Genomic DNA, 13,299 nt, shown 5'->3' with positions numbered 1-13,299 from the left:
ATTTAGACCTCCTTCTTACTTGATTTATGTAATTCTTCTTTTACTGTTTTTGTTATATGTTTCATAAGGTCATCAATAGCAAGAAAACCATAATTATTAATAGTAAAATCAAACTTCATTTCGCTAGCCAAAAGTCCTGTGGCTGTTTTATAACTATTTGATAAGCCACCGTAATATTCTCCTGTAGATGAGTTTGTTCCTCTGAAATCTAATCCTTCTGCCTGTAGTTGTATTTCTGCTTTATCGAGCTGTGCTTTAATAATATCGTATGCATCTTTAAAACTTCCGGCTCCTTCCAGTGCTTTTGTGTAATCTTCATTCAGGAAATACTTTTCGGCAAGTGCCTTAAATGTATTTGATTCATAAAAAGCTTCAATCAGTCCGTCTTTTACACTATTATAAATACTATCTCCAAGTGACATACTGAACTGACTGAATGAATTGGTGTCCAATGCATCTCTCATTGCTTTTTCCAATGCATTTTTTATATCCGAGGCTTTATCTTCAATAGCCGAGTCAGGAAACATTGCATTTATTACATCATCACTTAAGCCTGCTCCTTTGGCTTGGGATTTTAAGATATTAAGTACTTCATTCATATCATTTTTTATATTTTCAGTACTTTTAAGCATTGTAAATTCATTCCAGAAATTGAGGTTTTCATTTACAAAAGCATTTAAGTCTGTATTTCCGGAAAGCCTAAGGTCGGCCAACTTATCAGAAATATTTGCAAATTTACTATTAAAACCTTCCTCTAAGCCTTGAAAATTAATATCATAAAATACTTTTGATATATTTGTTCTCAGCTTTGTAAAATAGCTTTCCATTCCAGTAGCAAGAGACATAATAGTTTGGTCGCCTTCAATAATTTTGCCATAGAATGTACTTTTCACATCATTAAAGGCACTAATTATAGTCTGTCCCTCCTGAATAAGAACATTGACCTGATTTAGGATTTCTTCCCTGTGGTTTTCAGGATCTTTTCCCATTCCTTTATAGATGTTCTCAAGCTGTTTCTGATATTCATCTCTAAGCTCAAATACATCAACTACTTCCACACCCTCAAAACTTTCCAGTATTCCATTTTTTGGTAAATTTGCAGAGTGTCGTTCCATAGTTTTAATATCATCAATAAATCTGAGAAATTGACCTTTTACTTCATCTATATTCTGATTGTCCAGGCTGTTTTTCCCAAGTTTCTTTTTAAGAGTATTTATGTCAAAGTTCTTTAAATATGCATCATAGAACTGCTCTAGACTTTTTGAATCTCTTGCTGTGTATTTCCAAGCATCTCCGAAATACTCATCAAAGCTTTGATTTAATGTTCCATATGAATCTTTTGTTTTTGAACCGAATAATCTTCTTTTCTTACTTGTACTGTATCCTGTCGCTGTGATATTCTCATCAAACAGATCTCCTGTTTTTGTAATCAGGTTATCATAATAATTTTTCTGTTTTGTTATATTTTTATCTGATGTATCATTTGCAATATTCTGAATAAGTTTTGTATTTAAATCTACTATAGAGCCTGTAAGATCATTTATACTCTTTATAAGATCAGCATTTTCTTTGAATTGTTTTTCATACCATTCAGCTGCTTTTTTTCTTTCCTCTTCATTTTTAGCTTTTTGCTTCTTACTACTTCCAAAACCTAAAAGATTTCCAGCACTTCGGAATAAAGATACTCCTGTAGTTACTAAACCTGTTACCATGCCTATTCCACTCGTTACATTTGAAAGAAATCCTCCTACTCCTCCAAGTATTCCACCTAGTTTTGAATTACTTGTTAAACTTGTATTTTTAAGGCTTTCAGCTAATGATGCCAGGCTTTCTACTGTTATTGCCAGATTTTTTAGGAAGTCATCTTTTAATACTTCTCCTGCCGTAGTTAGATGCCCGGCAAGTTCATCAAGCTGACCTTTTACTGTATCAAATAAGGTAAGGTTGGCTATACTTCGTACTGCTGCATCCGAACTCGTCGCCAGTTCTTTAAGAGCTCCGATAAATCTTTTCTGATATTCTTCCTGGTCCTTAAGATAATTTCCGCTTGGCTTAAAATCTGCCATTACTTCCTTAAAGGTATTTCCAAAAGCTACATTGTATTTATCTCGGTATACCCCACCTATATCTGTTCCAGTAACTGCTTTATCAAAAAGATCTTTTACTCCGGATATAAGACTTTCCTGTATTCCTTGTGGGTTTATATTTAAAAACAGATCTTCTATTCCTTTTTCAAAATCATATACTTGTGAACTTTGTCTTGCTATTTCCCTTTGTTCTCTTTCATTTTTCAGAGCTTGGACAAGTTTTTCAGTTTCTTCTGCTTTTAATCTTTCTAATTCTCCTATATCCTTTGCTTTTACTGTCTTTTGTGTCCCTTTATTTACTATTTCCCTGCCCGTATTCGTTTTAAGTATTTCTGATAATGATTGCAGTAAAACTGTATATGTTTCTTTTTTGCTCTTATTTACTGCATTATCTTTTTTCCCTGATAATTCCGATAACTGTTTTTGTGTTTCATCATACATGGCTTTTATGTCATCAATAGTATTAAATACGCTAAAATCTATATTTATTCCATGAGTTATATATTTGAGCTTCTCTCCAAGTTTTATATTAAAATCTTCCAGTATTTTCTTGTCTTCTGTTGTTAACAGCCCTGTTATTTCTCCATCTTTTTTCGTACTTGCTACTACTGCCGGTGTCCCAAGACTATATTCTAACTGTTCTTTTTTAGCATAGGCGTTATCCAAAAGCTTTTGCCATAAGTCTATATTCCTTTTAAACTCTTCTTCCTGTTTACTTCTTAAGTTTTCTGGTAATATAGATAGATGACTATTTAATTCACTTAAAACTTTTTGATTTTTTACTATTTCTGAATTTATAAAGATTAATTCCTTTTGTAATTCTTCTGTACTTTTATCAGATTTTTCTATATTTTTTACCGAATTTTCCGTTTTTTCTTCTTTTACTTCTGTTGATTGTGGTGTATTTTTCTTTAATTGCTCTATCCTCTTAGTAAGTTCGTATATGGATTTTGCTATTGTTTCTGAACTATTTTTATATACATCTGCTATTTGTTTGTCTACCTCGCTTTGATCTGTTCCCAATAGCTCGCCCATTGCCCTTATTTCTTTTATTTGATCTATTACATTATTTTGGTTTTTTTCTCTTATTAAGGCTTCTTTTTCCATCACTGCTGCCAGTTTTTTATTGGTTAATCCCAATTTATCAAATGTATCTTCTATTCCCTCTAACAGCTTAATCTGTTTATCTAAGTAAATATCATAATCGTCCATTCCTTCTGTATATCTTTTTTCTAAGTCTATACTGGATGCTTCAAAGTATTCTGCCATATTTTTTATTAATTCATTGTAAACCTGCTTATTATCATCTTTTTTTATGTTATAATTTAGCTCTTCTGTCTTTTTCTTATAGTCCTTCGAAGTATTGGCAAAATACAGCTGTTCATTCAGTTTCTTTATTTCCTGTGTATATTGCTCTACTGCTCCTTTATCTCCCAGAGTTCTTGCTAAATCCCTTGATGTTTCTTTTATTTTTATGAAGGATTGTAATACTTCGGCATTTGACCAGTCTAGGGCATCTCTAAAATCTATTATTTTACTTATTTCCAGTTTATCAAGTTCATTTCTGGCATTTTTTATTTTTCCTGCCAATACTTCACTGTTAATACTAAAATCTTTTATCTGTTTATTTAGACTCTCAAGCATCTGCTCCCATTTATCTTTTTCTGGACTTTTTCCTTTTCCACCTTTATTTTTACTGCTTCCTCCGCTCGCTTTATTATAATCTCCAAGATTTGGCTTATTTATATTTTTACTTAATCCTCTTATTGCTTTTTCAAGGTTCTCGGCATTTTTATCAGTTTCATTTACGACTACTCCATTTTGTGCACTTCTTTGGACTATGTTATACATTCCGTTTAGTCCTTTGGATATTGTCGTATGAAGTTCACTTCCCATTATTGTGATATGGTCATTAGTTTCCAAAAATCCTTGTAACATTTCCATTGACAGAGCTTTTTCACTTCCATCTATTCTTCCTACTACTTCTCCTTTGGAATCTCTTACCACTCCAGCTATATATTTATCTGATTCCAGTTGAGCTATTTTTGAATTTGATATTATGTTATTTGCATTATTCTTTATGTCTTGTTTGACCGAGAAAATTCCTTGTAATATCTGATTATCACCTGCTTCTATTGAACTGGCAAACTTATCAAATATTTCTATTGTATTATCTCTCTTTTGAGCTATTTTTGTCAGATTATCCTCAAGTTTTACATACCCCTGCTCTTGTTTTTGCATTACTTCTACTTGGTTAGCTGCGTAATCTGTTAACATTCTGGCTATGTATATAGCATTTTTATCATTGACTCCCTGCTGGACCAGCATATCTTCAAACTCTGCTGTCATTTTTCCTGTAGCTGCCATTCGCTCTGCCATACCTTTATCCATTGACTTTTTCAGTTCTTCTACCATTTGAGGAGTTACAAATTTATCTGCATCTATGTTAAAATCTGTTGCTATTTTTACTTTTATATTATTTGCTGTTTCCATGGCTTTATTTATTTTATCTGTAAATTTCTTTACTTCTTTGGCCATTTCATCTGAAAAGCCTTCCATTATCTGAAGCTTTATTTTCTCCTTTAGCCTTTCTATTACATCATCAAGAGCTGTTATTACATCCCTGTATGCACTTTTCTCTCCGCTTATACCTGATAGTATATCCGGATATTTTGTCTGTAATTCAGAAAATATCTGTACTCTCCTTGATTCCTCATCATTTGTAAGGCTTGCTTTTTTAGATAATGCTTCATATTCTGCTGCAAGATTCTGGATTTCTGATGCTTCTCCTAAAAATTCTCCTATATATCCTCCTGCTGTTGGTTTATTCAGCCAGCCATCTATAGTTCCCATTAAGTTATTAATTATATGAAGAGTGTCTTCTCCGACAGGAATAAATTTTTGTCCAAGAGTTCTGCTTATACTGTCCCAGTATGCATTAAGTACTTTTACCTGATTGGCATAACTGTCTATTGTTCTTTCAGCATCTCCCTGTACAAACTTTGTTTTTTCCATTAGAAAGTTATATCTTACAATTTGTTTTTGAGCTTCCGACATCTCTTTCCATTTTGTTTTTATTCCCATTGACAAAGCATACTCAGCAGCAGTTGTCTCATTTAAAATTATCCCGTAACGTTTTAATGGTTCAGTCTCTCCCGTTAGTCCAGATTTTAATGCATTAAATACCTGTTCCATATCATTATCATAAAATGAACTAAAATCCGCTGCCAGTTGAGATAAGGCCATTGACATATCCTGAAGATCTTCTGTTTTTATCCCGGCTCCTTTAAATACTGCTCCAAATATAGAAGCCTGTTTTTGTAGTTCAAAACTTGCTCTTCCTACATTTGTTGATATACTGTCTGCCCACTTTACTACTTCATTACTTCCTTTTTCAAATACCTGTTCCAGGACATTATCAAGTTCTTTTATTTCTGAGGCTGCATCTATACAACTCATTCCTAATTTTCCTATTTCCTTTATTCCTACTGCTATTCCTAAGCCGGCCAGAATTCCTTTTATTCCACCTAAGGAGGCTGCCAATTTCCGAACACCAGAAACGGCTCCTCCGGAAGTATTACCCATATCTGTTATTTGCTTTGTCACAGTCTTTAATTCATTTCTATATCTTTCTATCTCTCTTGTATAGTTATCTACCACACTTAAGACCGTTTCTATTCTGTCCTGTTCCACTTTTGCCTCCTTACTTTGGTTTTTTCTCCTGATATGCTATATTTAGTCTGTCTTTTATATATTTTAGTTTTACTATCATCCAATATGGATGCTCATCCATTGATCTACTTAGTGGTAAATGTCTTATCTCATATGAACCACCCATACCTGCTATGCCAAAATATATTACATATCTCTGAATATCACTTATTACTTTTTGTAATCCCTCATCTGTTGTCTCATGTCCTTTTACTATATTTAGACACGCCCTAGCATATATATTATCTGAATTCTGGCCTGATACTTTTTTATCTGTTCTACATTTGAGGATATTAATTCCAGTAATACTTCACTTAATATCTCCCCATGCCTATCGCTGAATTTATTTAAGTTTTCCATACTTACTTCTATACTGACACCATCCAGATAAATTTCTTTTATCTGAGAAAACAGAAATTCTATTTCTTTACTTTCCATGAAACTGTATTCTATTGGTATTACTTCTATATCTTTGCTGTTTTCCTTTATTCTTCTTATTACATCCGGCTTTGTAAGATAGTTCCATATATTTCTGTATTTTCCTACCAGTTCTACTACTAATTTATCTGTTTTTGTTCCATATGTTTTTATATTAGTTATTTGCTGTTCAGGTATTACAGGTGATTCATTACTTTCTATTTCTTTTTTGATATCTTCACCTGTATTCTTGAGGCCCTTATTATCAGGATTCTGGTTATTCACTCTTAGCTTTTCATTTTGATACTTTAAATTTTCTTGTTTATCCGGAACAGAAGAAACATTCTCCTTACTTCTGTCTATTATTTCTATATTCTTTTTGGCCACATTATCACCTTACTATAAAATACTTGCATAATCTGTCATCTCTATCTTTACCGGTGTTTTTGCTGTTTCATCGTAATATGCTGATACTTCTTTTGTAAGTCCCCCTGCTCCTGCAAGGTCTGTTCTTTCTGTTTTTGTTGGCTTACAGTTAGGAAAAGTCATTCTGAATATCTTTGTCGGATTCTTTTTTTCTGCAAATTCAGTTATTATTTCATATGAATTGTTCGACTTTATATCGCTTAAATCCTGAATATATGTTGGTTTATCAAATTCGTTAAAAGTCATTGATATTGTCACACTTCCCCGCTCTCCTTGTCTTATTGCTTTGTAATACTCAGAGTTCAGTGACTGTTTTCCTTCAAGTTTATTATCTATGTTGATATCTATACTTTCTACTTTTGAAGTTATATCTACCCCGTTTTGTTTTATTGTTGTTCCCAGACAAATCAGCGGTTCTCCTTTAGGTGCTATTTCTGTTCCCGTATATCCTGTACTATTTGTTGTAAAATCCATTCCTATCATACTGGCTGTTGCTGTCACATACGATGCTACAGAAGCACTTATCCCTATTGAAGATATGAGACAATCTTTTGAATATTCAAACATACTGTTATCTACATCATCCATTCCTACAGTAAGATAATTCTTTGTTGCACTTGATGGAGAAATTAACCATAAATCAGGATCCACTGAATCAGCTACGCCGTCAAATCCTGCTCCGTAGAAGAGCAGTTCCAGTTGTTCTCTTGTTGCTTCTACCGGTAAATCTCCTTCAACTGCTATCTTTGATACAAAACCGTCACGCTCCCATCTCCCTGAACCTAATGCTTCTGATGTAGTCTTATCAACACTCGGAGCCATTCCAAAATCTGTACTTGCTAATCTGTACATAGTCGATATCTCTGCTGTTCCTCTGGCAGTTTGTTTTCCTACCAATACTCTTACTTCCATTTATTATCTCTCCTTTATATCCAAATTTACTTCGAAGATTACAAGCCCTGTTAAATCTCCTTCATCTTCTTTTGCATTTCTTACCATGCAATAATAATCAAAGTTTATTATCTCTGATAATATTTCTCTGTCTTTTTCCATTTCTTTCAATAATCCCTCTATTTCTTCCACAACTTCTTTTGAGTTGGTTACCACATCATTTGAAATTACATAATACAAAGTCAGTTTTCTGTTTCTTTCTTTTCTGTGGTTTATTCCTATTGTACGGGAATTTATACTCTGAGGCTCTATTATAAATCTGCCTTCTGCCAAAGTCATTGATTTAAATGTATAATCATTGAGAAACCCGAATTCACATTCTTTTCCGCTTAATTCCTTTATTCTCTTTAAAAATATATCTACTGTTTTCATATTTCAAAACACCTTCGTCCTCTTAGGTTTCTCTCTTTCTTCATTTTGAAGTCTTAATTTATTCTTTTTTATATTTGCAATGAGTTCCCTTATGAAAATTCTTTTATCTTCCACAAGGGATTCCATTTCTACATCTGAAAACAACTTATATTGAATATAATTATTTTTTATAAGATGTATTTCTTCTTCTTTCAGTTCAAATCCCTCAAGCTCCAAATTTATATATACTCTTGCTTCCTCTGAATATTCTGTTATTTTCTCTGTTATCTTTTCATCATTGTAGCCAAGCTTATTCAATCTAATTTTCAGAGCCTGAGGGAGCTCATAATCAGCTCCCATACTCTTCCCCTATTTAGTTACATCTATTCTTACTACAGATTTTGGATTTGATATTATTGGTGTAAAACATGACTCACCCACGTATAGGGCTGTGGCATTTAGTTCATCCGAAGTATTTCTCATAATGTATTCTGCTGCTATTTTCTTTGGAGTTCCTGTTGAATCAAGTACATCTACCCCGGCATGGCCTACATGTAACCTCTTTGTGGCAAGTAACGTCATCCTGTTACCTTTGGCTATATCTATGCTTACTCCCTTCATATCTGTTATTGGTTCACTTTCCAACAACAGATAATTAAATACTTTTGCTATTGCAATATACTTATCATCTATTGTTACATTGGCAAGTCCCAGTTTATTTACCTGATTTATGAAGAATTCATCATCTATAAGATCATTTACTATATCTTCTCCTACCAATATTCTGTCCGGAGTATCAAATGATTTCTTCTTGTAATCATTTATCTCTTCTTTCATAATTCTAAGAAAACTTTTAAAATCTGATATATCATTTTTCTTTCTTGACTTCACTGCTGGTATATCAAAACTTATTTTTTCTCCGGTATCAGCATAATATTCACCTTTTGACAATAACTCAGCTGTTATCAGATCCATTCTTGATATTATGGAATTTTTCAAATATACTGCCACATTTTCATATATGGCATCAGAAGCTTTTCTCTCAGTTCCGTTAAAATATGCTGTTTCTCCTGCTTTTATATATTCCGCCTCATCAGCTGTCAGTTGATATCTTTCTCTAGTTTTTCCAGGTGTAACTTTAAACTGGTTATACCCTTCTCTTCCTGCATAATTCCCAGCTGTTTTATCATCATTTCCAATTAACATTGCCCTAACATATTTTGGTACATATGCATCATATATTATCGTTGATACTGGTGTTTTTATCTTAGGTCCTTTTAACAGGTCAAGGTAAAAAGTCTTTTCTGTAGGTTCTATTTTACTAAGTATCCCTACAAAATATATTATTTGTGCTATTTTCTTATCCATTCTTATATCCTCCTAAAATTCTTGTCTTTCACTTATATTTTCTGGGAACAAGTTTTGTTGTTCCAATATTTCATATACTTCATAATCTTCCAAACCAGATATATTTGAAGTGTGTATTGCCTTTTTATCAAGTTTCCCTCTCTTTATTACAACAGAATTATCTCCTGCTGTTACATTTTCTTTAATTACTCCTACAATAAGATCGCCTGCAGTTCCTGTGTATTCTTTTATTTGTGCCTCGGCAGGATCCGAATTATCTATTGCCACTATCACAACTTTATTATCCGGAACTGTAATGTTAGCCACTGCTTTATATGTTCCTGTTCTTGTAATTTCTATTACTCTGTAATCAAATTCCTTCTTTATTGACTCTATTCCCATTCTTGCCATATTAATTTCCTCCTTCTACTGCTTTTTGTCCTTGTTTAAACGGACTGTTTTCATTTGTTCCCTGATCAGCAAACTCTATATTATCTGAATAGTTTTTAAAGCCTGAAAACTCATTCATCTGTTTCATAAATTCCTGTAACCCCTCAAAGAGTGTTGTATCTTTTTTATTGAATTCCCAGTTTACTTCACTTTTTAAACTCTCTTCCGCTATTTTTTCAAAAAAAGGTTTAAATGCCGGCAGGATTTTTTTATCATTCTCTTTCATGAATTCCGTTACTTTTTCTTTATCCGCATATTCTTTATTCAGCTTTGCTTTTATATCTGTTTCTATTTCTTCCGGTGTTTTTGCTTTTAGTTTCTCCTTTACTTCTATGTTAAGCCTTTGGGCTTGTCCTTGTATTTCTTCTTTTGTTAATGAATTTAATACCTCTGTTCTATCCATAGTTTTATCTTCTCCTTTTTCTTTCTTTTCTGATTTTTTTTCTTCTATTTCCTGAAATTCCATAAATATTGGTGCTTCCTGAAATTCTGCTCCTTCTACTGCTGGATTAACCTTATTTGGCAGTATTGCTATTTTTGTAAGTTCATCATTAGGAAGTTCCACTGATACTCCGTTTAACACTCTTCCGTTATAGAATTTTTCTCCGGTTTCATTTAATTCAAGATCAGCAAATACTTCTATTTCTCCATCTGCATCTTTAAACTCATAATTACTGAATTTACCCAGATTCAAAGGCTTTTCATTTTTAGCCCATAATGAACTGTGTAAAAATATTGCTTCTGTTTCTTTAGCATTTGAAAATATATTCTTGACTCTTTCCTTATCATATTCTCCCTGTCTGTATTTTCCACTTTTGAAAATTTTTATCTTTTTTCGCACATTCCCACCTCTTTTCCACATTTATCTAACTTTTTTACCTTATTTTTTCAACATCTTTTCAACATTTTTACTTCAGCTGTCCTTTATGCCATTTTCTTATCCAATCTTTATATTTAATCCTTTGATCTCTGCTTAGGCCCATAAATCTTCTTTGTGGAATCCTACGATAACCAAAATTATGAGTTGCTGCATACTTTATATTTGTTCCAACTATTGCTTCTGTTCTAGTATTTCTTGCCTGTATAGATCTTTTCAACCTTCCCGTGTTTTGAAGTATCTTACTTCTGCCCTTCACTGCTTTTCTTCCTTTTTTCTTCTTTAAACCTGAATTATATTTTGATATTATGCTCCTGCTTTTTAGCTCTTTCCAAGGTTTTCCTTCCAGATCCACTTCATTTCGAAATCTCATATCAACTTCTTTTTCCATGTCTTTTGAGATTTTTCCAGTTAAAAATGTGATATCATACATATTTTTTACTGCATTTACTCTCTTTTCTATATTCTTAAGTTTTCTTATTACCTTAAATTTAGCCTTCATAGTTACTTACCTTCTTGTATAAGATTTCAGCCTCTTTTTCTTTCTGGTTTACATATCTTTTTATTCCTGTAATATAATTACTTCCTATATTGTTATTAAAACCTTTCTGTGGTTTGTTTTCCGGAATAATATTCTCAGCTGAATATCCGTAAGTCTGCATATCTTCTTCACTCAGTGCAATCACTCTGCTTCTGCATTTAAAATGATTTGGCGGATAATATATTTCCCAAAACGGACTATCCAACCTGTATATCTTTCCATCAAGCATTCTGCAAAGAGCCGTTTCCCTTCCGTCTACTACAGCATCATACAAACCGTATATGTAGCCATATTGTATCCCTTCCTGCAGTTGTTCCCACTGTCCCACGGCCTGAGCATTTATCATTGTCTGATCAAATACCTGTTTCAGATAATACCCATCACTTCCGAGACCTAAACTCTCTATATCAAGATTCTTTTTAAAATCTTCAAAAGTCTGGCCGAGTTCAAGATTCTTTAATAGCTCTGCATATAATATCTTTGTTACTTCAATATCTGTGCTTCTTTTTATCCAGAAATAATTAGTCCTGTATCTCTCTATTACTTTCTGTATCTGATCATACATCAACGGTTCACGATCAAGCAGCCAGTTTACAGCTTCATTGAAAGTCATATTAAATATATCCTGAAGATCTATTTCAGAATAAAAGGCAAATTCACTTTTCTTTTTATATTCCTTTACTTTTTCCCTGTCTTTTATTGTCAGATAGTGTCCCCATAACTCTGATAGTACTAGGGCATTCTCATGTTCTTTAGTTCCTGTATCTAGATTTTTTATATCATCAGGAGTTTTTATCTTTTGTATCTGTTCTGTTACCTTCTCACTTATTCCGGATATTATTCTTTTCCTGAGTCTTTCAAGATACTCCAGTGTTTTCTGATTACTATCCTCAGTATTCTTTTTAGAGAATTCAAAAAACGAATTATTAATCTGTTGCTGCTCTTTTTTCTTCAGTGTCTTATATCCGAATACTTCCTGTAATTCACTATCCTCTACTTCATAACCTGCCTGTGATAATTTAACTATCAAATCTGCCTTCTTATTTACTTCATCCTGTTCGAGATTTTTTATTTCAAGTTCTTTTCCCCGGTCCTTTTGTCTGTTTATCTCTATATAGTACTGATTAGGATCATAACCATGTATTAATCCGTCTATATCTATTAATTTATCGAGCTCTTCTCTCACAAATAAGGCAATTTCATCTTCTATTTTTTCCTTTTCTTCCTGATGAACAGTTCCTAAAGCATGAGTTCCTTTTCCGTTGCTTCCGTCTGTTACTGTAAGTGTGCTACCCAGTAGATTTTGATAGATCTTCTTTTCCAGTTTTTCCATAAGCAGAGTATGAATTTCTATATTAAGATCAGCAAGTCTCAATAATACAATGTTATCCTTTATTCCGCTTTCACTTGGAATTCCGACAGTATTTGAATCCATCATTCTTTTTAGTTCTAAACCTGTTTTTTCTACCAAGTCATCTTCTAAATTAGGATCATACCCGAATAGTACAATTGTCCCGCCATACTTTTCTATTATTCCGTTCATTTTTCCTTTTATATATTTTATTTCTTCATAGGTTTTAAGTATGGATTTTAATATGGTTTCTCCATAGGGTCTTGTTATACTTTCATTGTATACAGCTACATGCCATTTCATTGGATTATCCAGATATATATTCTCTGTTGCATTAGTCTCTATATAGAATTTTTTCTTTTCCTTGTCATATCTTATTAATTCTCTTGGAATAAATTCCATTCTCTCTATCTCAAAATTATCATTATAAATTATTTCATGGACTGTTATTTTAAGGAAAGGTGTTTTGGCCAGCTCTTTTATAAAGTTCATTTTCCCCTTTATATTATTAATTCTTTTCTGGCCCTCTTCTATTAATTTTTTATTCTCTTCTTTTCCATTTTCACTCGTAAATATTAATTCTCTTGATGTTACTCCCCGGACCAGAGTTGAGACTGCAGTATTTATATCTATATATTCAAATATCTCCTGCAGTTCCCTTATTTCATAAATATTTTTATACTCGATATCAAAGCTGCTTATGTCTATTACATTACGGGCTATATTTTGTATCAATACTTTATCTGTTATATATGACGGTTCCCTTGGTTTTCTGTTTTTCCAAAACATT

11 protein-coding genes are annotated in these 13,299 nt (G+C 32.6%); all 11 read right to left on the bottom strand.

Features of this window, described 5'->3' with window-relative positions:
• Positions 1-2: 2 nt before the first annotated feature.
• Complete coding sequence (locus STERM_RS06270) at positions 3-5,780, bottom strand: hypothetical protein (RefSeq protein ID WP_012860732.1); 5,778 nt, start codon at positions 5,778-5,780, stop codon at positions 3-5.
• Positions 5,781-5,790: 10 nt separating this feature from the next.
• The gene (locus tag STERM_RS22675) at positions 5,791-5,925 is read right to left on the bottom strand and encodes a hypothetical protein (protein ID WP_256594931.1); all 135 of its coding nucleotides are present in this window, start codon (positions 5,923-5,925) and stop codon (positions 5,791-5,793) included.
• A gap of 92 nt (positions 5,926-6,017) precedes the next feature.
• On the bottom strand, positions 6,018-6,602 hold the full coding sequence (locus STERM_RS06265; protein ID WP_012860731.1) for a hypothetical protein: 585 nt from the start codon (positions 6,600-6,602) through the stop codon (positions 6,018-6,020).
• Between the two features lie 12 nt (positions 6,603-6,614).
• Positions 6,615-7,553, bottom strand: coding sequence for a phage tail tube protein (locus STERM_RS06260; protein WP_012860730.1), 939 nt, complete (start codon positions 7,551-7,553; stop codon positions 6,615-6,617).
• A 3-nt stretch (positions 7,554-7,556) separates the two neighbouring features.
• Entirely contained in the window at positions 7,557-7,964 is a 408-nt protein-coding gene (locus STERM_RS06255; RefSeq protein ID WP_012860729.1) for a hypothetical protein, read from the bottom strand.
• Positions 7,965-7,967: 3 nt separating this feature from the next.
• The gene (locus STERM_RS06250) at positions 7,968-8,303 is read right to left on the bottom strand and encodes a hypothetical protein (RefSeq protein ID WP_012860728.1); all 336 of its coding nucleotides are present in this window, start codon (positions 8,301-8,303) and stop codon (positions 7,968-7,970) included.
• 9 nt (positions 8,304-8,312) lie between these two features.
• A complete protein-coding gene (locus STERM_RS06245; protein WP_012860727.1) occupies positions 8,313-9,311 on the bottom strand; it encodes a hypothetical protein in 999 nt (332 codons plus the stop codon).
• A 12-nt stretch (positions 9,312-9,323) separates the two neighbouring features.
• Complete coding sequence (locus STERM_RS06240; RefSeq protein ID WP_012860726.1) at positions 9,324-9,701, bottom strand: hypothetical protein; 378 nt, start codon at positions 9,699-9,701, stop codon at positions 9,324-9,326.
• Position 9,702: 1 nt separating this feature from the next.
• The gene (locus STERM_RS06235) at positions 9,703-10,581 is read right to left on the bottom strand and encodes a hypothetical protein (protein ID WP_012860725.1); all 879 of its coding nucleotides are present in this window, start codon (positions 10,579-10,581) and stop codon (positions 9,703-9,705) included.
• A 67-nt stretch (positions 10,582-10,648) separates the two neighbouring features.
• Entirely contained in the window at positions 10,649-11,119 is a 471-nt protein-coding gene (locus tag STERM_RS06230) for a phage virion morphogenesis protein (RefSeq protein ID WP_012860724.1), read from the bottom strand.
• The gene (locus STERM_RS06225; protein ID WP_012860723.1) at positions 11,109-13,298 is read right to left on the bottom strand and encodes a phage head morphogenesis protein; all 2,190 of its coding nucleotides are present in this window, start codon (positions 13,296-13,298) and stop codon (positions 11,109-11,111) included. Before STERM_RS06225 ends, STERM_RS06230 begins: the two co-directional genes overlap by 11 nt.
• Position 13,299 lies beyond the last annotated feature (1 nt).

It is taken from the genome of Sebaldella termitidis ATCC 33386 (genome assembly GCF_000024405.1).
In the GTDB taxonomy this organism is placed as follows: domain Bacteria; phylum Fusobacteriota; class Fusobacteriia; order Fusobacteriales; family Leptotrichiaceae; genus Sebaldella; species Sebaldella termitidis.
Note: the sequence above shows the minus strand (reverse complement) of the source record. Positions and strands in the feature narration are given on the sequence as shown.